The organism is Psychrosphaera haliotis (genome assembly GCF_039523615.1).
In the GTDB taxonomy this organism is placed as follows: Bacteria; Pseudomonadota; Gammaproteobacteria; order Enterobacterales; family Alteromonadaceae; genus Psychrosphaera; species Psychrosphaera haliotis.
On the sequence record NZ_BAAAFQ010000001.1, the window covers coordinates 208861 to 232149 of the forward strand.

General features: G+C 37.7%; 18 protein-coding genes. 10 read left to right on the forward strand and 8 right to left on the reverse strand.

Features of this window, described 5'->3' with window-relative positions; translation table 11 throughout:
* Positions 1-24 precede the first annotated feature (24 nt).
* The 10 genes from ABD009_RS00920 (at position 25) to ABD009_RS00965 (ending at position 14963) form a co-directional block, all read left to right on the forward strand.
* The gene (locus ABD009_RS00920) at positions 25-402 is read left to right on the forward strand and encodes a hypothetical protein (RefSeq protein WP_343822149.1); all 378 of its coding nucleotides are present in this window, start codon (positions 25-27) and stop codon (positions 400-402) included.
* A 112-nt stretch (positions 403-514) separates the two neighbouring features.
* The gene (locus ABD009_RS00925; protein WP_343822151.1) at positions 515-1381 is read left to right on the forward strand and encodes a WYL domain-containing protein; all 867 of its coding nucleotides are present in this window, start codon (positions 515-517) and stop codon (positions 1379-1381) included.
* 55 nt (positions 1382-1436) lie between these two features.
* Positions 1437-4013 carry a type I restriction-modification system subunit M gene (locus tag ABD009_RS00930; RefSeq protein WP_343822153.1) on the forward strand — a complete coding sequence of 859 codons (2577 nt, stop codon included), beginning with the start codon at positions 1437-1439 and terminating at the stop codon, positions 4011-4013.
* Positions 4006-5313 carry a restriction endonuclease subunit S gene (locus ABD009_RS00935; protein ID WP_343822155.1) on the forward strand — a complete coding sequence of 436 codons (1308 nt, stop codon included), beginning with the start codon at positions 4006-4008 and terminating at the stop codon, positions 5311-5313. The genes ABD009_RS00930 and ABD009_RS00935 overlap by 8 nt, the downstream gene beginning before the upstream one ends.
* Positions 5314-5514: 201 nt before the next feature.
* Positions 5515-6111 (forward strand): SLATT domain-containing protein, encoded by a 597-nt coding sequence (locus tag ABD009_RS00940; RefSeq protein ID WP_343822157.1) that lies wholly within the window; start codon positions 5515-5517, stop codon positions 6109-6111.
* Positions 6108-7439, forward strand: coding sequence for a reverse transcriptase domain-containing protein (locus tag ABD009_RS00945; protein ID WP_343822159.1), 1332 nt, complete (start codon positions 6108-6110; stop codon positions 7437-7439). The genes ABD009_RS00940 and ABD009_RS00945 overlap by 4 nt, the downstream gene beginning before the upstream one ends.
* A 17-nt stretch (positions 7440-7456) precedes the next feature.
* On the forward strand, positions 7457-9826 hold the full coding sequence (locus ABD009_RS00950) for an AAA family ATPase (protein ID WP_343822161.1): 2370 nt from the start codon (positions 7457-7459) through the stop codon (positions 9824-9826).
* On the forward strand, positions 9826-13146 hold the full coding sequence (locus tag ABD009_RS00955; RefSeq protein ID WP_343822163.1) for a type I restriction endonuclease subunit R: 3321 nt from the start codon (positions 9826-9828) through the stop codon (positions 13144-13146). The genes ABD009_RS00950 and ABD009_RS00955 overlap by 1 nt, the downstream gene beginning before the upstream one ends.
* Positions 13146-13847 (forward strand): M48 family metallopeptidase, encoded by a 702-nt coding sequence (locus ABD009_RS00960; RefSeq protein WP_343822165.1) that lies wholly within the window; start codon positions 13146-13148, stop codon positions 13845-13847. Before ABD009_RS00955 ends, ABD009_RS00960 begins: the two co-directional genes overlap by 1 nt.
* Before the next feature lie 30 nt (positions 13848-13877).
* Positions 13878-14963 (forward strand): hypothetical protein, encoded by a 1086-nt coding sequence (locus tag ABD009_RS00965; protein ID WP_343822167.1) that lies wholly within the window; start codon positions 13878-13880, stop codon positions 14961-14963.
* A 297-nt stretch (positions 14964-15260) separates the two neighbouring features.
* Here the strand turns inward: ABD009_RS00965 and ABD009_RS00970 are convergent, their stop codons facing one another.
* The 8 genes from ABD009_RS00970 to rpsA form a co-directional block, all read right to left on the reverse strand.
* Positions 15261-16787 carry a diguanylate cyclase gene (locus ABD009_RS00970; protein ID WP_343822169.1) on the reverse strand — a complete coding sequence of 509 codons (1527 nt, stop codon included), beginning with the start codon at positions 16785-16787 and terminating at the stop codon, positions 15261-15263.
* A gap of 175 nt (positions 16788-16962) precedes the next feature.
* On the reverse strand, positions 16963-18462 hold the full coding sequence (locus ABD009_RS00975; protein WP_343822171.1) for a bifunctional metallophosphatase/5'-nucleotidase: 1500 nt from the start codon (positions 18460-18462) through the stop codon (positions 16963-16965).
* Positions 18463-18479: 17 nt separating this feature from the next.
* Positions 18480-19043: a lipid-binding SYLF domain-containing protein gene (locus ABD009_RS00980; RefSeq protein WP_343822173.1), complete on the reverse strand. Its 564-nt coding sequence runs from the start codon at positions 19041-19043 to the stop codon at positions 18480-18482.
* Between the two features lie 72 nt (positions 19044-19115).
* On the reverse strand, positions 19116-19808 hold the full coding sequence (gene pyrF, locus ABD009_RS00985) for an orotidine-5'-phosphate decarboxylase (RefSeq protein ID WP_425543050.1): 693 nt from the start codon (positions 19806-19808) through the stop codon (positions 19116-19118).
* Positions 19809-19819: 11 nt separating this feature from the next.
* A complete protein-coding gene (locus tag ABD009_RS00990) occupies positions 19820-20974 on the reverse strand; it encodes a hypothetical protein (protein ID WP_343822175.1) in 1155 nt (384 codons plus the stop codon).
* Positions 20967-21179, reverse strand: a complete 213-nt coding sequence (locus ABD009_RS00995) for a lipopolysaccharide assembly protein LapA domain-containing protein (RefSeq protein WP_343822177.1) — start codon at positions 21177-21179, stop codon at positions 20967-20969. The genes ABD009_RS00990 and ABD009_RS00995 overlap by 8 nt, the downstream gene beginning before the upstream one ends.
* A 63-nt stretch (positions 21180-21242) precedes the next feature.
* Positions 21243-21524 (reverse strand): integration host factor subunit beta, encoded by a 282-nt coding sequence (locus ABD009_RS01000; protein ID WP_155694817.1) that lies wholly within the window; start codon positions 21522-21524, stop codon positions 21243-21245.
* Positions 21525-21603: 79 nt separating this feature from the next.
* Positions 21604-23271, reverse strand: coding sequence for a 30S ribosomal protein S1 (gene rpsA / locus ABD009_RS01005; RefSeq protein WP_343822179.1), 1668 nt, complete (start codon positions 23269-23271; stop codon positions 21604-21606).
* Positions 23272-23289 lie beyond the last annotated feature (18 nt).

Genomic DNA, 23289 nt, shown 5'->3' on the forward strand with positions numbered 1-23289 from the left:
GTTTATATAAAAGAGGTGAGTAACATGCAGCAAATAGACAGTAACCAAGAAAAACCTGAATATAATGATTTTCAGATAGATTCCTTAAAAACATATTTACGGGAAGTAACCGTTGTTTCAGTGGTTGATAAAGTGGATGGAGAGTTGATAGAAATAGCTCAAATACTACACGGCTTTGTTGAACTTGATGAAACACAAAGATTTTCTCATGATGATGTTGTGATTTCATCTCCTGTTGAAATATCATCTAACCATAATACGCAATTTATTACTAAGTCAGGCTCTTATTATGTGAGTTGCGATAAAGTAAAGCACGCCACATTGAATGGTCTAGAATGGCTAAAAATGCGGCAAACACTGATGAATCCAAAAGATATTTTGATTTTGAAATATCTCTCTTAGTCAAAAGATAAACGAAAAGGGCTTAACTGCTCCTTTTCTTTTATCTGGACATTGACGTGATTATCAAAATGATACACACTAACTTTATTACTTTATAAGAATAATAAGTTAGATGGACCTCGAAAACGTCAGTTACGCACAAAAACAACGTCTTGCTTACATTGATTTTAAGCTGATGTTCACAAGTTTGGTAACGCGTAACGAAATTATACAACGCTTTGAATGCGGTACTGCCGCAGCATCACGCGATTTAGCCCTTTATAAACAGCTCGCGCCAAAAAATCTCAAGTACAACACAACTGAAAAGCAGTACATTATTGAGTCTAGCTTTAAACCGCTATTCAATCACGATGCTCGTAAAACCCTTGTTAAATTAGCTAATGAGATTTCAGATGGTTTTGATGCGATTAGTGATACAAAATTTCCTATTGAAGCACCCAGCGCGTTGAATGTCCCTGATTTGATGATTGTTGCTCGTATCTCGCAAGCCATCTTTCAAAACAAAGCGATAAACATCATATACACCTCATTGTCGAGTGGCTCAAATTCTAGAGACATCGTGCCGCACTCAATTATCGACAATGGCCTCCGTTGGCATGTTCGAGCTTATGACAGAAAATCAGAAGGGTTTCGTGATTTTGTATTAACTCGAATTACAAAAGTAACAGTGAAGTCTGGTTTAACAAAAGCGCATGAAAACAAAGAACAAGATAAAGACTGGAATACATTTACTTCATTAGAACTGGTTCCACACCCTAAAAATATCCAACATCCAACTGCGATAGCCTTGGATTACGGCATGGTTGATGGGAGTATGACTGTCAAAGCAAGAGTCGCTCTAACAGGCTATTTATTAAGGCGGTGGAATGTTGATTGCTCAGACAATGCTGAACTTAACGGCAATGAATATCAGCTTTATCTCAATAACAAACAATTGATATCTGGGGCAGGGAATTTGACTTTAGCCCCCGGTTTTTAAATATAGATTTTTAGAATGTAAGTTAACTTACAGTTCTTACAGGGATTAAAAACACATGAAACATAAACTGACATTAACAAGATTAGAAAGCCTGCTATTTAAAGCGTGTGACATATTACGCGGCAAAATGGATGCCTCGGAATATAAAGAATACATCTTCGGTATGTTGTTCTTAAAGCGCATGTCTGATCAGTTTGAAGCAGATAAAGCCGCTATCCGCGCCCGTTTAGAAAAAGAAGGTAAATCTGAAGCTGCAATTGAAAAGCTTGTTTCTTTGCCTTCTCAGTTTGATTACTTTGTCCCAGAAGCAGCATCATGGTCAACTATTAAGCACGTTAAGAAAAACGTGGGGACTGAGCTAAATAAAGCGCTTGCTGCACTTGAAGATGCCAATATCAAAAAGGGTCTTGAAGATGTACTAAAGCATATCAACTTCAACAAAAAAGTTGGTAAAAAGCCGATGGAAGACAAAGTGTTGATTGATTTCATTCAGCACTTTGACCAAAAAGATTTTACGTTAACTAATGAGTGCTTTGAGTTTCCTGATTTACTTGGTGCAGCCTACGAATACTTAATCAAATTCTTTGCCGACAGCGCAGGTAAAAAAGGTGGTGAATTCTATACGCCTTCTGAAGTAGTTCGCTTGTTAGTTGAATTACTTCAACCCGGTGAAGGGATGGAAATATACGACCCAACCGTTGGCAGTGGCGGTATGCTCATCCAAAGTAAAAAATACGTTGAAGAAACAGGCGGTGACGTAAACAAGATAGACTTATTCGGGCAGGAAGACAGCGGCACCACATGGTCTATTTGTAAAATGAATATGATTTTGCACGGAGTAGGTGGTGCGAATATTCAAAATGAAGATACTCTTGCCAAACCCCAGCATATTGATGCGAATGGCGAAATCCGTACTTATTCAAGGGTGATCGCGAATCCACCATTTTCTCAAAACTACAGTCGTGATGGCATGAAACACCAAAGCCGTTTCCATACATGGCTTCCTGAGGGCGGTAAAAAAGCTGATTTTATGTTTGTTCAACACATGTTGGCTTCCCTCAAACAAGACGGCAAGATGGCAGTGGTAATGCCACATGGTGTGTTGTTCCGTGGCGGTGAAGAAAAAACGTGTCGCCAAAAGTTCATCGAAGAAGGGATTTTAGAGGCGGTTATTGGTTTACCACAAGGTTTATTCTATGGAACTGGCATCCCTGCTTGTGTCTTAGTATTTAACAAGGCTAATGCGGCTAAGCGCAAACATGTTGTATTTATCAATGCGGATCGCGAATACAAAGAAGGTAAAAACCAAAACAGCCTTCGCCCAGAAGACATTGAAAAAATCACTCATGTATATGAATCAATCACATCAGATACTGATAACAATGTAGAAAAATACGCACGTGCAGTGCCTGTTAGTGAACTTGAGCATGAAGAATTCAATTTAAACATTAGACGTTATGTTGATAACAGCCCAGCACCTGAGCCTCATGATGTAAGAGCACATTTAAACGGTGGTGTACCTGCTGATGAAGTTAACAGCCTTGAATCTCACTGGAAAAATTATGCCAAATTAAAAGAAGCGTTGTTTACTTTAGGCCACCCTAAACAAACAGATGGCGACTCGCTATCTTCAATATATTGGTCTTTTGCTCCGGCTATTGAAAGTAAAGCCGACATTAAAACAACTATAGAAAACCACCCTCAACTAATTGGTAAGCATAATGCTTTTTATAGGCAGTTAGATAACTGGTGGAGTGCGCACTTTGTTCCGCAATTCCATAAACTCGGCGACGAAAAATTAGGTTCTAAAGGTGTTTTTGCGTTAAGGCGTGATGCCCTAAACAGTATTGTAGGTGCCTTATTACCCGAAAACTTGCTAACTATTTATCAAGTGCGTGGTGCTATGGCGAACAATTTTAAACAACATGAGGCGGATCTTAAATCTATTGCCAACTCAGGTTGGAATGCTGAGTTAATTCCAGACGAAGAAATTCTTGAATCTCAATTCCCAGAGGTACTAGCAAACCTTAAAAAAGATGCTGCCAGAATTACAGAGTTGGAAGCATTGTTTGCTGCGGTAAATGAGTCAACTGAAGATGATGAACCAGCAGAGGACGAGTCTGAATCAGGCGTGTTTCCAAAAACTCAGGTGAAAGCACTTAAAGATGGCAAAAAAGAAAACAACGGTCAGCTTCGTGATTTAAAGAAAGAGCTAAAGTTTGCCAAAAAAGAAGACCCTACACGCGCATTGCAGCTAGAAGCTAGCATTGAAAAGTTAACCTCAGCTAATGCTGAGATAGACGCAAAGTTAGAACAACATACCACTCTTGAAAAAGAACTGAAAGAGCTAAAAGCAGGCATTAAAGAAGGTGAAAAGAAAAAAGAAGATCTAGTTGATGCTGCGCGTGAAAAAATCACACCAGAAGAAGCTAAAGCACTTATTGAGGCACGCTTTAAACAGCAGATGGTTGATAGCTATGCTAGCTACCTGCGCCAACTAGTTACACAACTAATTAAAGCGGTTGAAAACCTTCATAATAAATACGCAATAACAGCTAAAGATATTCTTGCTGAACGTGAACAGCAGTCAACTTTACTAAATGGTTTCTTAGTGGAGTTGGGTTATGAATAACGAAACTCAGTATTTAGCTTCATACAACTTAGGTAAGCTTTCTCATGTCAGGGGACGAATTGGCTGGAAAGGTTTAAAGTCCCATGAATATACAGATGAAGGACCATATCTTATTGCTGGGACACATATTAAAGGTGATAAAATACAATGGGATGAATGCCAGCATATAAATCAATTTAGATATGATGAATCTCCTGAAATTAAGCTCAATGTCAACGATATTATCATCTCTAAAGACGGCACTATTGGAAGAATAGCACTTATTGATAACTTGCCCGGCCCGACTACCATTAACAGCACGATGATGTTAGTAAGGCTTAAAAACCAAGATGTATTGTGTTCTGAGTTTATCTTTTATTTTTTGCAAGGTGAAAAGTTTAAGAAGCTAGTGGCTGAGAGAGTAGCAGGTAGCGGAGTCCCACATCTGTTTCAAGCAGATATGAAAACGCTAACGGTATTAGCCCCTTCAATAGAAAAGCAACAGAAAATAGCCAAGATACTATCTACAGTTGATAACCTTATTGATCAAACCCAATACCTTATCGACAAATATACAGCCGTTAAACAAGGCATGATGGCTGATTTATTCTCTCGTGGTATCGATTTGTCTGGCACGCCAGAAAACAACAAAAGCTATGGTCAATTGCGCCCAAGCTACGAAGATGCACCTGAGTTATATCAAGAAACTGAAATTGGCTGGGTTCCGTTAGATTGGACATTCAACCAGTTAGGAAGCTATATCGAAAAATATTTGTATGGACCAAGATTTGATGCATCAATGTACAGTGAGTACGGAAATGTAAAAACCATTAGAGGCACAGATTTTTCTAAGCAAGGTGATATTAAGTACGAGCAAGTTCCGTTAGCTGAAATACCTTTTCCTAAAATACGCCACCATATTCTCAAAGACGGTGATTTAGTTGTAGTGACAACCGCCGATTGTGGCTTAACAGCCGTTTATGAAGAGCAGTCAAGCGATTACATACCGAGTGCCTATGCCGTCAAAATTAAGCTGACAGATGATGCAAACCCTTATTTCATAAAGGCATACATGCAAACATTCTTAGCTGAAACTCAAGTAAATAAGTATGTTAGACAAGGAACTTTAGGTAATTTGCCGGGTTCAGACATTTTACGTTTTCATATTGCGTTGCCTTCGTTGAAGGAACAAAAAGCAATGATAGAACGGTTAGATTCAATTGATAAATTAATTGAGAAAGAAAAACAGTATGTTGAAAAGCTGAAACTAAAGAAAAAGGGCCTGATGCAAGATTTGCTAACAGGGAAAGTAAAAGTATAACCAGTTTTGTTCTAGGGTGTGTTGGCCTTGATTGCTCCGGCTTGACTAGGTTGACCACTCACTTGTGAGTGCAACTAATATTGAAGAGCTTGTCTCTTAGCTGTGGCTTCTTCGGAGGCTTATAGCTTGCCCCGTCAGGGGTGTTAACTCTATGTAACCCACTGACACCCTAGAACGCCTTAATAAAAAGGAAGTAGAAAAATGGCATTCTCCGACAATGTTTGGTGGACAAGAAAAGCAAGAATACAAGCGGAAAAACGTTTGCTATCTAACGCATTTCAATCACAGTTGCTATTGCTTTGGTATTCATTTTTTGGCGTTGCCGTTTCAATCTTTTACTTAAAATTCACACCATCAGCAGGTCAAGAGGACTTAGCGGGTATTAGCTGGATCGTGTATTCAGTATTGGTATTAAGCATGTCAGGGTTTATTGCTGGACTATCTTTTAAAGAACGGGCAAGCCTTATTAAAGAAAGTTATGAAACCCTCAACACTTTCTACCACAAAGCTAAAGAAGAGAATGCAGATATTGAAAAGATATCAGCAGAGTATGAACAAATTATGGGGCTGTGTGAGAATCATACGGATTATGATTATTACCTTGCCCTATGCCTTGAACACGTTACCAACAACAAAGAAGTCGATACTAGTACAGGGTGTAAAAAAGGCTTAGACCGCTGCCCTACATGGTATCACTGGTTAAGCATTACATGGTGGTTAGCTAAGCGTTATGTATTACTGACGCTTTTATATTTATTGCCCGTTATTCTTTTGGTTGCTATTGAGAAGTTAGCATGACAATTCAGCAGCAATTTAATAATCATTTTTCAGAAGAAAACTTAAAGCGAATTTTTGTTGAGCATGTGGTTTATTCAGGTGCGACAGGCATCGATAATTTAGATCAATATGCTTTCCGTGCTCAACTTGATGAGCAAATAGCCATTCTGTCTCGGAAAATGCTGGCAGGCACCTATAAGTTCACTAAGTACAAGCTAAAATTGGTGAGTAAAGGCAAAGATAAAGCACCGAGAGAGATTTCAATTCCAACCGTTAGAGATCGCATTGCAATGCGAGCGATTTGTGATTTTTTAACTGAAATTTATGACGGTGATGTTGAATTTAATTTACCGCAAAAAGTGATCAAACGAGTAAAGGCGGATGTTGCATCAGGCGGCTATACTGGCGTTATTAAGCTTGATGTCAGCAATTTTTACCCTTCGATAAAGCATAAAGACTTAAGAAGTCGTTTAGGTAAGAAAATACGTTCTGACGATATTAAGAATGTACTTTTTTCTGCTGTTACATCACCAACAGTGGCAGTGTCGAAAGCAACAGACCCGCTTTCGACAAGAGGTGTTCCCCAAGGTTTAGCGATATCTAATATTCTTGCCGCAATATACCTGTTAAACATTGATAACTACTTTGAATCGTTGCCAAACATTAAATATTACCGATATGTAGACGATGTCATGGTATTTTGCGATTTTAATGACGCGCAGACCATAGCAACTGATATAAGGAAACGTTTTGGTCGTATCGGACTAAAAATGTATGACCCTATCAAGCGCCCAGATAAGTCCACCATCGAACAATTAGGGCGCTCTTTTGACTATTTAGGTTATCACTTTTACGACTCAACAATTAGCGCTAGGCTTGGCTCTATCGAAAGGTTGAAACATTCGCTCGTCTCTATATTCACCAGCTACAAACACTCAAAACAGAAAAGTGAAGCATTTTTACTTTGGCGACTAAACCTTCGGATTACGGGTTGTGTTTTCGACAATAAAGCCAAAGGTTGGCTATTTTTCTTTTCAGAGATTAATGATGAACAACTGTTACATACGCTTGATCATTATGTAAGTAAGCTTATTAAACGCTTTAACGTAACTATTCAGCCTAAAAAGTTCGTTAGAGCTTTTAAAGAGCTTAGTCACAGAAAATACGAAACAAGTTATATTCCTAATTTCGATGACTACACATTAGCGCAAAAGAAAAAAGTGCTGACGGACTATTTTAAAGTCAACGTCAGCAAGCTAAAAAAAGTCGAAGTTGAGTTTGAATTTAATAAACGTATAAATAAACAAGTTAAAGACTTACTTGTTGATGTGCAAAGCTTTGCGTACTAGCGAGTTAAGGAGATATTTTGTTAAAACGGATTTCCACAATAAAAAATATTGGCACCTATAAAGACTGCAATGGTCGCCAAAGCCAATTTGAAAAGCTTACTCTCGTGTACGGTAGAAATACATACGGGAAAAGCACGTTGGGTGATATTTTTTCATCTCTCAAATCTGGTGAATCAACTACCCTGAGCGCCCGTAAGAGCATTCCCGATGATGGGTTAGCACAAAAGGTAGAACTGAACTTTTTAGATGCTGATGGCAAAAAAGAAGTTAAAGCTATTTTTAATAATGATGACTGGAAAAATAAGTTGCCCGGTCATTTAAGACTTGCCGTTTATGATGATGCTTTTTATCACCAAAATGTTTTCTTGGGTCGCACACTAACGCGCAATACCAAAGAGAGTTTTAGCGACTTTATTTTGGGTTCACAAGGGGTTGTTAAAGCAGAAAACATAGCAGCGAAAAATAAAGAATTAAAAGAGAAAAAGTCAGATCTCAAAAAGTTAGTTCAAAGCGAGTTTTCAAAAGTTGATGAATTAAAATCCTTTATAGCTGAACCAGTAATTGCGGATATAGACGCTACCAAAGAAGAACTAGATAAAAAACGTGAAGAATATGCTTTGCTTAACTCACAAAAGAAAGCAAGTAAGGCGATTAGGGAAAGAAAGAATCTATTTCCGCTTAAAGTAGCTACAGATTTTAGTGAAGCGGTAACGGCAATTAACACTGTACTAAAAACCGGGCTAGACAACCCACATGAAGCAGCCAAAGAAGAATTAAATCGTCATATTGAAAAACACTTTATTAAGCCTGAAGGTGCTGAACAATGGATTAAACAAGGCTTAAGTTTACTTGATGGTGATAACTGTCATTTTTGTGGGCAGGCTATTACACCACAAGCAAATGAGTTACTGGATCTGTATCGACAATGTTTTGATGATCAATTTGCTAGGCACGAAGGGTATGTAAAGTCTACTGTGGCGCAACATCACCCTTTATTGACGAAATACTGGATTGAACAGTTAATATCTTCAATCCAAAAGGCAGGTTTAGTCATTGATAGTTACCCAGAGCTTAGTCTTATTGATGAAGTTCCTGAATTAATTTCGAATATCGAAAAGTCACATGATTCAATTCAAAAGAAGCTTGATGAGCTAAACCTATTAGCTGTTCAAATTATTGGGGAGTTTAATGTCAGGATTGAAACTAAGCTAGCCGACCCTAAAAAATCATTTGAAGTTGTAGATACAGCTCAGTTTGAACTTCTTATTAAAAATATAACTAGTGATGTTGCAGATCTTAACTCGGATTACCAAACCTTTAATAAAAGAGCCAACGAATTCAAAGCTAGATTTGAAGGACACCAAATTGAAAAAGCTCTTGAACACCTTAAGCTACAAGGCACAGGCTTAGCGTTAAAGGTTGAGCGATATGAAAAGAATGACGCTTGTATAAACCACATGACTTTGTTAAAAAACATTAGCGATCTTGAGGAAGATATTCCAAAGCTAAAAGAATCGCTTCGGAACGAACAAAGCGCCTTCCTAAATCAGTATTTCACTAAAATTAATAAACATTTTAATGATTTAGGAAGTAGAGATTTTAAGCTTGAATATAAGCATGAGCCACTTGGCAACAAACCTATTTATAGCTTTAAAGTAAAGTTTAAAGGCGCTGATATTGCTGAGAATGATTTAGATAAAATTTTTAGTGAATCTGATAGACGATCTCTTGGTTTATCAATTTTTCTCGCATCGCTAGACTCTCTTGAAGACAAAACCTTAGCAAAAACAATTATTGTTTTTGATGACCCTGTTACCTCATTTGATGAAAACAGAGTTGGGCAAACGCATAGCAAGCTAGTGAAATTGGCGGATAAGTGCCAACAAGTAATAATGCTTAGCCACTTCAAGGATGGAGTCGCGAACTTTTTGAAGGTACATGGATTTTCAAAGAATGATATTGCTCTAATCGAAATTAAGAAAAATGCTCTAGGCTCATATCTTGAAGTAGGAAATAAAGATGCGTTTGTAAAATCTGCTCACCATTTGAATACTGAAGAGTTAATTGATTTTGTTGAACGAAATACCGATAAATTGAGCTGTAAGCCACGTGTTTATCTTGAAGAAGTACTAAGTTTGAGATTTTCGAAACAGATACGTAAAAAACAAATTACTAATGAATCGTTAAGTAAGCGGATTGATGCGTTAAGCGAAGAAAAAATAGTGTCGCAAGATATTGCAAAGCAATTACATGATTGGCGCGAAGAGCTTAACCCTGAGCATCATGTTTGGATGGATGACGATATAGAAAATCAAAGGACTACAATTTCTAGCTTTTTAGAGTTCGTTTTTTATGAGCTAGTGCCAGAACCTGTGGGAGAGGTTTAATGTCTGAATATCAATTTGTAGAAAAGCCTCTACTAAATCAACTAGCAGCTATGGGATGGCAAGTTATAGAGCATTCCTCTAGTGTGATACCTAAAGATCCTAGCATTAGTTATAGAGAACATTTCAGAGAATGTGTTATACAGCGAGAGTTTGCCAAGGCGATAAGCACACTTAACACTATTGATGGCCAATGTTGGTTAACTGATTCACAAATAGATGGCCTGTATGAAGACTTCACTGATTTTGGTGTTAAGAGCCTGCTTGAAAACAATCAAGAGTTTATGGAGCGAATTAAAAAGTGGCAGGTGGATGAGAACACCGTAACTGGTGAGCAGAACCCTACCGTTAAGATTATTGATTTTGATAATTGGAAGGCCAACCGATTTGTTGCTATAAATCAATTTCGTATTGATACCCCTGCTGGTGTTAAAGAATGCATCATTCCTGATGTTGTATTGTTTGTTAATGGTCTTCCGCTGGTTGTTATTGAGTGTAAAGATGTAAATAGCTTTACGTCAGACCCAATGAATCAAGCAATAGAGCAATTAAGACGATATGCCGACTTAAGGGAGCCGGAAGGTTCTCAACTGATTGAAGGTGAAGAAAAACTTTTTTATACCAATCAATTAATGGTTGGCACATATGGTGACAACGCCAAGTTCGGTACAGTTACATCAACAGAAGAGTATTATTTTAATTGGAAAACAATTTACCCTGATGATACTCCTTATGTAGACCCCACTACAGGGAAGCATCGCAAACAAGAAACCCTTGTTCAAGGTATGTTGCACCCCAGAAACCTGATAGACATTACGAATAACTTTACATTATTCATGGATGCAGGAAAGCAACGCATAAAGGTTGTTGCTCGTTATCAACAATATCGTGCGGTTAGTAAGATTATTCAACGAATTAGAACTGGCGAGACAAGTGATGAGCGCTCTGGTGTCGTTTGGCATACACAAGGTAGCGGCAAGTCTTTAACAATGGTCTTTTTAGTACGCAAAATGCGTAGTACCGAAGATTTGAAAGATTACAAAGTATTGATGGTCAATGACCGGAAAGACCTAGATAAACAGCTTGGTGAAACGGCTGATTTAACAGGCGAAAAGGTTTATCGCATTTCAAGTAGTGATGAAGTTAAGTCAGAGCTGTGTGATGATCGCTCAACTCTGAATATGGTGATGGTGCATAAGTTTAGAGAAGCGGATAACAGCAATACGCCAGATTATTTAAATGAAGCTTTGGGTAAATCTGTTGCAGAACCTTCTTCTGAGTATTCTTCTCAACCTGACAAAGACAATGTTGTGAAGCTATTTGAAAGCTTTGGTGAGGTTAATTCATCAGAGAAAGTGCTTATCATGATTGATGAAGCGCACCGTACACAGAAAACAGGGCAAGATAAAGCCAGCTTGTCGGACAACATGTTCGATGCATTCCCCAATGCAACTCGTTTGGCTTTTACTGGTACTCCTTTAATTGCCGACCACCATAACGATCCAACTTGGAAGCGCTTTGGCAATAATCCTGATGAACCATATATTGATGAATACAAACTTCAAGATGCCGTAGATGATGGTGCTACTCTGCAAATATTGTATGAGGGCAAAACAGCCGACTCAGCAATCTATGATAAACATGGTTTTGATACAAAATTTGAAAACTTATTTAAAGACAGAACCGAAGAAGAAATAGCCGCAATCCGCAAAAAATATGGTGCAACTGGCGATATATTAGAAGCTGAAGATCGTATTGAAGAAATATCTAACGACCTTGTTAAGCACTATATACAAAAAGTGTTGCCTAGTGGCTATAAAGCTCAGGTTGTTTGTTCTTCAAAGCAGGCGGCATTGCACTACCAAACGTTTATTAGAAAAGCGCTTAATGACTGGGCCGAAGAGGAAAAGCAAAAACCTACTGAAGAACAGGATAAAGAGCTACTCAAACAGATTGAGTTTCTAGATGCTATGGTTGTCATTTCTTCTGATGGAACGAATGAAAAGGCTTCATTCGTTGCTGCTAGAAACGAGTCTCGTAAACGTAATGCGGTGGAAAACTTTAAGAAGAAATTTGATTACGACAAGCCAGATACAGGCATCGGATTCTTAATAGTTTGTGACATGCTTCTTACTGGTTTTGATGCGCCTATTGAACAGGTTATGTACATTGATAAGAAGCTAAAAGAACATAACTTACTGCAAACAATAGCCCGTGTTAACAGAACATATCCCGGCAAAACAGTTGGGTATGTTGTCGATTACATAGGGTTAACTGAGAATCTAAAAGAAGCGCTATCGCTATACTCAGGCAAAGATCAAAAAGATATTTTAGATACGTTTAAATCGGTTGAGTCTGAAATGCCAGTACTTCAAAGCCGTTATAGGCAGTTGATTCAACTATTTGAAGATAAAGATATCTCACAAATAGAAAGTCTCGTTCAACAGAAGTTATCTTCAGATATTGAAAGATACAAAGTTACTGAGTCAGTCATTCAAGCATTAGAGGATGTTAAAACTCGCGATAGCTTTAATGTTTATCTAAAGAAATTCATGCAAAGTATGGATATTATTTTGCCAAACAAGCTGGCACATCCATTCAAAATACCCATGTACCAATTTAGTCATCTACAGGCTAAAGCGAGGGAGCGGTATAAAGATGACTCTATCAATATTGCTGGTGCAGGTGAAAAAGTTCGCAAGCTAGTTAGTGAACATCTAATTAGCCTAGGTATTAACCCTAAAGTGCCACCTGTAGAGTTATTCTCAGATAAATTCATTACCACATTAAAGGAGCATAAGGATGAGCGTGCTGCGGCAAGTGAAATGGAACATGCGATTCGTAAGCATTGTAAAGTGAATGAAGCTGATGACCCTGTAATGTATAAACGCTTCAGTGAAAAGCTGAATGATATTCTTAAGAAGTACAATGAGCAGTGGGATCAGATGCTGCTTCACTTGGAAACATTAAGAGAGGAAATTGATGAAGGTAGAGGTGATGATACATCTGCTGGAGATCCGTTTACTGATCTAATCATTGAGTTGGCATTTAATGGTTCTTGTCAGCCAAGTGAGATGGAAGCCGTTAAGAGTATTGTTGAGCAAATACTAGAAATAATGGCTGACAAAATTGAAGGTTTAAACTTCTGGGATCGCCCTAATATGGTTGATGAACTTGAAGGTAAAATCCAAGAAGTATTTATTTTGAGTGACATTCTGGCACTAGAAGAATCCTTTGAGCTAGTGACAACAGAGTTATTGAGTCTAGCCAAAAGAAGAGAGCTAGATATTTTGTCTAACAGAAAACAACAGGATGGTAATTAGTGTCAGATACTTTAAATGTCAGCACATATAAGGATATCAGCTACCAACTGAAGAAAAGTGATAGGAAGACAACAAGTATTTATATTGAACGTGATGGTACTGTTTTAGTAATAGCGCCATCACCGTTTGATGTTGAGAAAATTGAACAGATCATAGAGTCTAAAAGAAGCTGGATTTATAAGAGCCTAGCCGAGTGGGAGGACCTTAACAGAACGCGAATACATCGAGAGTATGTTAACGGTGAAAGTTTTTTATATTTTGGCAGAAACTACCGTCTGCAACTAGTGAAAGATCAATTAAAGCCTCTCACTTTCCATTATGGGCAATTTAAGTTGTTAGATTCAGAAGTTGCTAATGCCCCTGATCACTTTAAGAACTTTTACAAAACGAAATTGCAGCAACGCTTAAATGAAAGACTTAAGCTCTACCAGCCAAAAATGAAACTGAAACCTGTAAGCATTCGAGTAATGGAGTTACAAAACCGGTGGGGGTCATGTACTTCGAAAGGAGCAATAAACCTCCACTGGAAGTGCGCCATGTTGCCTTTAAGCGTATTAGACTACGTTATAGTTCATGAGCTTGCGCATTTAGAAGACAAAAGTCACTCTCCCAAATTTTGGCGCACGATAGAAAAAGTGATGCCTGATTATGATGAAGCTAAAAAATGGCTGAAATTTAATGGCGCAGGAATGAGCCTCTAAAAGAAAAATAATAATTAGGACGGTATTTAAATGGCTATAGAGCAGGGCATCTGGAAAATTGGTGATAAACCAACAAAATTAAAAACTATTACTTTAGAAAGTGAGCAACAATTAGAAGAACAAATTGTAGCGGACATTTCTATTTTAAATCCTAACTGGTTGCTTATTGGTCGCCAAGTTCGTACAGATTTTGATAAATATATCGATCTACTTGCTATCGATGCCAGTGGTAGCGTTATTATTATTGAGTTAAAAAGAGATAAAACCCCCAGAGACGTAGTCGCTCAAGCACTGGATTATGCTTCTTGGGTCGTTGAAATTGATGACAGCAAGCTAGTTGATATTTATTATGACTACAGTACCAAACACACATTATCGGAACAAAGCTTGGATAGGGCTTTTGATTCTAAATTTGGTGTGTCATTTAAGGATGTAAACTATGATGGCTCTCATCAAATGGTCATAGTAGCTTCCGCACTTGACGCAAGTTCAGAACGAATTATTAACTATTTAAATGACAAAGCAAAAATACCTGTGAATGCCGTATTCTTTAATGTATTTGAAGATGGAACAAATCAATATTTAAGTAGAGCTTGGATGATAGCCCCTGAAGAAACTCAAGAGCGAGTTATTTCAAAATCAACAAAAGAGCCTTGGAATGGCGAGTTTTACGTTTCGTTTGGACATGGGAAAGAACGTCATTGGAACGATGCGCTAAAATATGGATACATTTCAGCAGGTCACGGTCGTTGGTATTCCAATACATTAAACATGTTAGAAATTGGTGATCGTGTATGGGTGAAAATTCCTCAAACGGGCTTTGTTGCTGTCGGTAAAGTTATTGGTGAAATATCCAGAGCTGAAAACTACGAGTTTCCAAAGTACGAAAATAAAACCTTACTTGAGTTAGATACTGTTGGTGATTATTCAAGTTTCAAAAATTTAGACGATGATGATGCTGAGTATCTTATTCCCGTAGAATGGATTAAAGCAGTTCCATTGGCTCAGGCATTTAATGAAACGGGATTATTTGGGAATCAAAACTCTGTCTGTAAACCACAAACGCCAAAATGGTCGCATACTGTTGATAGAGTAAAAACGCATTTTGCTATATAATTAAAAAATTAGAGTGGATGAAATAAAAAACAAACAGTGTTTTCCATAAATACATCCACTCAGGCCAAAATTTAACTGATTATAAATCATAAAGTTAAGTCTAATCTCACAGAAGACTACAATCTCAAAACAAATGATCTTTTACATAAGTTTTAACTTTGATACTTACATATTGTCTATTTAACATAATATACATTATGCGCATATTGATATGCTATTGGTGTGGGGCGGTTTGAACGGTCTTATTTATAGTTTAAACGATAGGTTTTGGTTTGTATGGCTCTTACTACTATAAAATTACTTCTTTAGCGTGCTGCCTTGGCTCACTGTGAATCTGTTTCGTCCTTTTAACTTCGATTGATATAACGCTGTGTCGGCCTGTGTTATTAGGTCTAGCTCTGTTACTACTTTATTAGTATCAAAGTAATCTACAGCTATACCCACACTTATGGTAAGCCGATCGTTAATTTCGCTAAATGAATGAGGTATCATTGCGTTATATACTGAAGTTATAAGTCTTTGAGCTGTGACTTTAGCTCCGGCTTCGTCAGTCACTGGTAATATGCAGGCAAACTCTTCACCTCCATAACGAGCTATAAAATCGGTTTCTCGAGGTAGCTCTTGTGCAATTATACGGGCTACTTTCTTAAGACAGTCATCTCCCTTTGCATGACCATAATTGTCGTTATATGGTTTAAAATAATCCACATCGATAATTAAAAGTGACAATGGACTCTTGCTTCTCTGTGACGACGCGATCCCATTTGATAACCGATCATCAAATGCTCTTCGATTTGCAATGCCAGTTAAGCCATCAAGTGACGATAGTTCTTCCAAGGTTTGTTTTTGTAGTTCTACAGTATTGGCAAATATATTAAAAGTGTCTGCAATGTCTGATATTTCATCTGAACCTTTATCAATAACGTCATCTAAACTGCCATTTAAGCGCCTGTTAACTCCTTTGTTAAGGTTTATCAAGCGACCAACAACTTTATTTCTTAAATACACAGCGAGGAGTACAAATAAACTAAGAGATAGAATAAAGGCAACAACTACAATTGTTAGTTGAGTTGATATAGCTTCAGTAGCACTTTTTGTTTCATCCAGAACTTTATTATTAATGTTGAATGAGGAGTATTCTGCCTGGTTTGCATAGTCCATGATCAAGTTTCTCATGAAGTTGCCTCTACCAATTGCACGACCTTCAATACGCAATTGCTTTATACGAGTGTTTACTAAACCATCTGGAGCTAAAAGTAATGTTTGGAGTTTACTAAGAAATATTAATGCTTCTTTAGAGGCTTTTGTATTCGAACCTTCTACATAGTTCGATAGCAAAGATTCTAGGTCCTTTTGCAAAGTACGCTCTATTTGTCTAACGAGATGAAGTCTATTTAGAAATGTTAATTGAGCACTGTTTGCGAAAATATTGGTTATTAATAGCTGGCCGTCAACTAATGACGTATGACTTTCGATATCATTCAAGTCAGGCACGTTATTAAACAGCGAATATAATAATTGCAGTTTATCATCGAAGCTACGCTTGTTTTCTAAACGTTGGTTAATCAATTCATCTAATTCTTGCAGCTCTACAACTATTGCTTTTAGTTGTGTATTTCCATAGTTTTGCTGAGACAATTTTAAGCTATCGGATTTTAACGTGGAAATTAGGCTTTGTATTTGTTCGTTGGTGATCCGCTTGGCCGCACTGCTTTCTACATTAATTAAACGTTCAGTTAGAAAAATGAGCGTATTTACTTGGCTATAAGTTTTACCAGCTTGTATTGCTGTAGGTACTGAAACTTGCTGAATATTTGTCAGCACATTTTTAAACTCACCTAACCTAAAAATAGTTAGCGCAGTTAGACCCAAAAAAATTGTAAATATTAATGATAAGCCCAAAAACAGTTTGTTCTTAATTGAGTTTCGATTTTTAGAGTTATTCAGCAAGTCCATGTTAATAACACTATTTGAGTCTTCGTTTAAATGAGTTGACAGGTTATTGATAGCTATTCACCTCTTTAATGCGACCTTCAATAGAGGGAGTTGCTTGCCGGTTGTTTTGTAAATACATGATAAGAATTTCAGAAAGAAGAGGATTGACTCTTAAACTATTTTTAATCTCTCTAGATTGTTTAAAGGTTGTATACCCATCACCTCCATTTGCAATGTACTCTGTAGTGCCAACTGTATATAACTTGTTTTTATCTAATTTATTATCTCCAATATAAATATCAATAACTCTATTACCCACAGGCATTTGTTTGTTATAAGTAAACGACAAGCCTGCTACTAAAGGAAACCTACCTTTAACATCTGTTAATTGGGACAATCCATTTTCTAACGCATTTTCAATTTGTTGGCCAGTCACTTCTAAAGCTATTAATCGACTCCTAAATGGTAACTCGGTAACAATATCGCGCATGGTCCACACTGTATTTTTTGCGTAAAGAGTATCCCCCCTTACAACACCACTATTAATTAAAACAATATCAGTATTCAAAAATGCCTTGATGGCATCAGTCATTATATTGCCAAAGAAAGTTTCTTTTGTACGGATAGATAACTTTCTGGTGTCAATTTCGACATTTAATGAGGCTACATCAATGTTTAACAAACGTTCTAAGCGATTTACATAAGAATTAGATTGATTAGATAAATCTTCATCTATTGGGAAATTATTTAATTTAAACGTCGATAAAACTGTTGCTACAGGTTTTTGGGGCGTTATCTTTAACTCAATTAGTAATACTTCGCCTGGAGAATGCAAGTAAAAATGGTTTTTATGTTGTAACTTCATATAGTTTTGAGTTTGGGAAAAGGCTTTATCAACCATAAATGCAACGTCAATGACTTGCTCAAGCATTAGAGGCTCAACGATATCATTTGGGACGGAATACAAGAGTACAACTACGTCAACTCCCGCCTCTCTTAGTTTCTCAGATTCTCGTCTTAGCGCTTCAGTTCTAGGTTTTAATTTAATGCGGTCTAACAAATACTCTTCGATAACAGAAGGATTGACAGTTGATACTACACCTATACTAACGTCCCCTTTCTTAATGATAGTAGAAGGTTGAAGCCCATCAAGGTTATTGTTAGTTATCGGATCGTATATATTTGATGCAATGATAGGAAAAGCCGCTTCATAGGCTCTTTGAGAAAGCTCATCTTCTGAGTAACTAAACTCTCTTTTTGTTATTCCCATAGCATCTGGCTCTAAGCTATTGAGGATATCTATTATATGGGCGCCTTTGTCAAAAGATGACATTGGGCTAGGGCCTATTGAACCGCCACCAAATAAGAAAAAAGATGGCGTTTCTTGCGCGCGAATTAGTTTAAGGAAAGACGCTAACCTTCGATAGTCGCCGTGGACTTTATCCTCAACTAAAGGCAAATCACCAGTGAAGACAAGTTTCGCTGTTTTAGTGTTAGCGCTTATTGTTGGTGAAGTAATAACAACAAGGATAGAAAACGCGATGCTTTTAATTAATATTTTCATATCCCTACAAACTAATGTTAATTAAGCTCTTTGTCCACCCAAAATTTGGTTCCTTTAACCATAGCTTGCAGAGCTAAGCCATTCTCAGTAAAGGTATAAACCGTCACGTCTCCGTAATAAGCTTCCCCCTCAACAGAACCGCCCTTACCGCTTGCTTTTGCTGATGCATCGGCATTGCCGCCAAATGTCCAACCGTTTTCGACAAAGTCAGTCATACCTTCTGCGGTATGGAAAACCATAACGATACGGTAATCTTTAACACCAAAACCAAGCCCAACACCGCCTTCAGCCATATTCATATATATTTTTTTAGATAAGACTTTATCATTTATTACGCCGTATCCAGTGCCGGCAGAGAAAAATAATAAGTTTACATTTGCGTTACTAAAAACTGCATAACCCGGCGCCGTAGCTAATTGAGCACGAGTGTCTGGTTTGTTTTTATAAAGCTGAGTCAATACCTCACGCTCCATATCTAATATGACTTCTCTTTTTTCTGAAACACTTCCTTCGCCCATAGATGCGCACGCAGTTACAACGAATGTTATAGCTATTAGTCCGACTTTAATAAAGTTGTTCATAACTTTCCTTTTTAATACTGATATTTAAAATATAGTTAAGTACTTTAGATTAACAATGTTTAAGTTAAAAACTTAAAGGCTTTTATAGATATTTTGCATGGTACCAATTGGGTCGTTTGATTTAGTAATAGCTCTACCAATAACCAAATAATCAGAACCTGCGTCAATCGCCTTTTTCGGAGTCATGATTCGTTTTTGATCATCGGCACTTGCTTCTTCTGTTCTAATGCCGGGGGTTACTAGCTTAAATCCACTACCAAATTTACTTTTTAATAACGTTGCTTCTTGCGCTGAACAAACAACACCGTCCATTCCTGCGTTAGCGGCTAAGCCTGCTAAGAATAAGACTTGTTCTTCCGGTGATTTGTCTATACCTAAATCTAATAAGTCCTCTTCAGACATACTGGTTAGCACCGTTACTGCAATTAATAACGGGGCTTTGTCTCCGTAGGGAATTAGAATTTCTTTGGCTGCCTTCATCATTTTAGTACCACCAGAGGCGTGTACATTAACCATCCAAACGCCTAGCTCAGCTGCGGCTTTTACTGCTTTTGCTACGGTATTAGGGATGTCATGGAATTTAAGATCTAAGAACACATCAAAACCGCGCTTATGTAATTCTCGAACAAAGCTTGGACCAAAATGGGTGAACATCTCTTTACCAACTTTTAATCGGCAAAGCGTTGGATCTAACTTGCTAACTAGACGTAAAGCATCATCTTGAGTTTCAAAATCCAATGCCACTAAAATCTTATTATTTTCCACAATTTACCCTTTTAAATACCATCTAAGCCAGTTAGTGGTTTAATTGATTGCCAGTTGTTACAAGCTGGGCATCTCCAACTAAAGTTATTGGTTGAGAAACCGCAAGACTTACATTCATAATTTGGCTTTAATTCTATGTAACGTTTAATTAGCTGTTGTAGTTCAAAGAAGTGCTCTTCTGAAGTAAACAGCTCCTTTTCTAATTCGATAAGCTTGCCGAAACCTCTTACGCTTGGTACGTATCTAAGTTGTTCAATAACGTATTTTCGAGCAGCCTCTGTGCCCTTTTCTTTTGCTATAAAGTCCGCCATTTGATTGTGGGCATTTACGCTATTTATTTTTTTCTCTTTTATTAGCCAATATAACCAAGCGGCTTGTTCAAACTCGTCTACAAAACACTCCGGTGCGATATCAAAGAGTGCTGGCGCAAAACTAGGTTCTTTGTCGAGCACCTGCACCACGAGTTCCCGTGATTGTTGTTTGTTATTTAGTAATAAATAAAGCTTGGCCAACGACACTAGGCTTCTAATACAATTTGAGTTTACTTTAATGGCTCGTTTATAAAATTGCTTTTTGTTTTTTATGTTATCGGATTGGTCTGCCATTTCACAATAAAAGTGACTAACCATCTGCCGACTCTGATCATTCAACATACTAGGTTTTGCAATTAAGTAGGCTTCAACGCCCTTTTCCCACTCTCTTGTTTGTTCATAAATATGCAAAATCATTAGCAATGCTTCATTTGCATGTTCAGACTTTAGTAGCGGCAATAAAGTTTCGAGAGAGTGCTCAAGCATGCCGGCTGAGGTAAAATCCTGCGCTAATTCTAATTTGATGATCTCTAGTTCATAACTGGGGATTTGTATTTGATCTGTTTTTACTAAGCCTTCATGGATGGCTATTGCTTTGTCTATCTCGCCTTTTTTTCTAAACAGTTTAGCTAACGTTAAGTAGTTTTCTATATTAGCTGGGGTATCGTCTAGGTATTGAATTAAGCGGTCAAAGGCTTGTTCTTCTTTGTTGTTTAAAAGAAGTGAAACACTGGAGTTTAATGCTTTATTTAGAGAGTTTTGCTGCTGTAGCATTTCTTTTTTAGCATTGTGCTTCCCCATCACCCAACCATAGGCCACGGCGATTGGTAGCAGTAAGAACAGTAGTTCAAGCATTAGCTTTTTTTACCACCTTACGAAATCCTAAATAAAGAAGCGTTAATAAAGCGCCTATTGCAATTGAAGACATGATAACCAACGAAAGAGGAATATCTAGTCTAACAAATAATAGGTTTACGTTTACCAAATGTGCATTTTCGCTACCAACGGCTAGCGCAATACAAATGGCCATTACTAAAAGTATTAATGAAATCAATCTCAAAAGCCTACCCCTTAAATTAGGGGTATAAGGCTATTGTATGTTATTCAAGTAGTCAATTGCGGATTACTTAAAATCGACTCTTTCACGTAATTCTTTACCTGGTTTAAAATGCGGAACGTATTTAGCTTCTAGTTCTACAGACTCACCAGACTTAGGGTTACGACCTACTCTTGGCGCTCTATAATGTAACGAGAAGCTACCAAAGCCTCTAATTTCAATACGATCACCTGTAGATAAACATTCAGCCATATTATCAATGATACTTTTGACAGCCGCTTCAACATCTTTTATTGGTAACTGTGGATGCTGTTCAGCTAATTGTTCTATTAGTTCGGACTTAGTCATTTATTTCACCTAAAATTGAGACAAAAATAAGGGAGCAATTACGCTCCCTTATAGTTATAGCTCATTTAAATTCAAAAGCTTAGTCTTTTTGTGCATTTTTAAATGCAGCAGCCATTGCGTTTTCGAATTCTGGAGTTTGATTTTGAAGATTATCAAGTACTTGCTTCTCTTCAGCTTCGTGTATCGCTTTGATTGATAAGCTGATTACACGGTTCTTACGGTCAACGCCAACAAACTTAGCTTCAACTTCTGAACCAGCTGAAAGTACTGTAGATGCATCTTCGATACGCTCTGCAGAGATTTCAGAAACACGGATGTAACCTTCAACGTCTGTACCTAAAGTAACAGTAGCGCCTTTAGCGTCAACGTCTTTGATTTCACCTTTAACTAGAGAACCTTTTTTGTTGTTTTCTAAGTATTCAGAGAACGGGTCAGAATCCATTTGCTTAACGCCTAATGAAATACGCTCACGCTCTGGGTCTACTTGAAGAACTACAGCTTCAATCTCGTCACCTTTCTTGAATTCGCGTACTGCGTCTTCGCCTGAAACATTCCAAGAAATGTCAGATAAGTGAACAAGACCGTCGATGCCGCCATCAAGACCGATGAAGATACCGAAGTCAGTGATTGACTTGATGTTACCTGAAACGCGGTCACCTTTGTTGTGTGACTTAGCGAATACTTCCCATGGGTTGTCTTTACATTGCTTAAGACCAAGAGAAATACGACGACGTTCTTCATCAATTTCAAGAACTAGTACTTCAACTTCATCACCTAAGCTAACAACTTTAGATGGGTGGATATTTTTGTTAGTCCAGTCCATTTCTGAAACGTGAACAAGACCTTCGATGCCGTCTTCGATTTCAACGAAACAACCGTAGTCTGTAAGGTTAGTAACACGACCTTTAAGACGTGAAGACTCTGGGTAACGACCAGCGATGTCGCCCCAAGGATCTGAACCAAGTTGCTTAAGACCAAGAGAAACACGGTTTTTCTCTTTATCAAACTTAAGAACTTTAACATCGATTTCATCGCCAACTGCAACGATTTCACTTGGGTGCTTAACGCGTTTCCAAGCCATGTCAGTGATGTGAAGTAGACCGTCTAAGCCACCTAAGTCTACGAATGCACCGTAGTCTGTAAGGTTCTTAACGATACCTTTAACTTCTGAACCTTCTTCAAGGTTAGCAAGTAATTGTTCGCGCTCTGCTGAGTTTTCAGTTTCGATAACAGCACGACGAGAAACAACAACGTTGTTGCGCTTCTGGTCTAACTTAATTACTTTAAATTCTAATTCTTTGCCTTCCAAGTGAGACGTGTCACGGATAGGACGAACGTCAACAAGTGAACCAGGTAGGAATGCTCTGATGCCTTCAACTTCAACAGTGAAACCACCTTTAACTTTACCAGAGATAAGACCTTTAACGATCTCTTCTTCTTCACATGCTTTTTCAAGACGAACCCAAGCTTCATAACGCTTAGCTTTTTCACGAGAAAGAATAGTCTCACCGAAGCCATCTTCGATTGAGTCTAGTGCAACGTCAACTTGATCACCAACGGCTACTTCTAGTTCACCAGCGTGGTTTTTAAATTGTGATGCAGGGATAGCAGATTCTGACTTAAGGCCAGCGTCAACTAATACAAGGTCACGTTCGATAGATACGATAGTACCTTTAACGATTGAACCAGGGCGTGTTTCTATAGTTTGAAGGCTTTCTTCAAATAATTGAGCAAAATTTTCTGTCATGATTTATCTTCATTAGTA

Coding starts and splice junctions, on each gene's coding strand:
- ABD009_RS00965 (WP_343822167.1), top strand. CDS start 13,878: ATGGCTATAGAGCAGGGCATCTGGAAAATTGGTGATAAACCAACAAAA.
- ABD009_RS01000 (WP_155694817.1), bottom strand. CDS start 21,524: ATGACTAAGTCCGAACTAATAGAACAATTAGCTGAACAGCATCCACAG.
- ABD009_RS00930 (WP_343822153.1), top strand. CDS start 1,437: ATGAAACATAAACTGACATTAACAAGATTAGAAAGCCTGCTATTTAAA.
- ABD009_RS00955 (WP_343822163.1), top strand. CDS start 9,826: ATGTCTGAATATCAATTTGTAGAAAAGCCTCTACTAAATCAACTAGCA.
- ABD009_RS00980 (WP_343822173.1), bottom strand. CDS start 19,043: ATGAACAACTTTATTAAAGTCGGACTAATAGCTATAACATTCGTTGTA.
- ABD009_RS00940 (WP_343822157.1), top strand. CDS start 5,515: ATGGCATTCTCCGACAATGTTTGGTGGACAAGAAAAGCAAGAATACAA.
- ABD009_RS00935 (WP_343822155.1), top strand. CDS start 4,006: ATGAATAACGAAACTCAGTATTTAGCTTCATACAACTTAGGTAAGCTT.
- ABD009_RS00945 (WP_343822159.1), top strand. CDS start 6,108: ATGACAATTCAGCAGCAATTTAATAATCATTTTTCAGAAGAAAACTTA.
- ABD009_RS00925 (WP_343822151.1), top strand. CDS start 515: ATGGACCTCGAAAACGTCAGTTACGCACAAAAACAACGTCTTGCTTAC.
- rpsA (WP_343822179.1), bottom strand. CDS start 23,271: ATGACAGAAAATTTTGCTCAATTATTTGAAGAAAGCCTTCAAACTATA.
- ABD009_RS00920 (WP_343822149.1), top strand. CDS start 25: ATGCAGCAAATAGACAGTAACCAAGAAAAACCTGAATATAATGATTTT.
- ABD009_RS00975 (WP_343822171.1), bottom strand. CDS start 18,462: ATGAAAATATTAATTAAAAGCATCGCGTTTTCTATCCTTGTTGTTATT.
- ABD009_RS00990 (WP_343822175.1), bottom strand. CDS start 20,974: ATGCTTGAACTACTGTTCTTACTGCTACCAATCGCCGTGGCCTATGGT.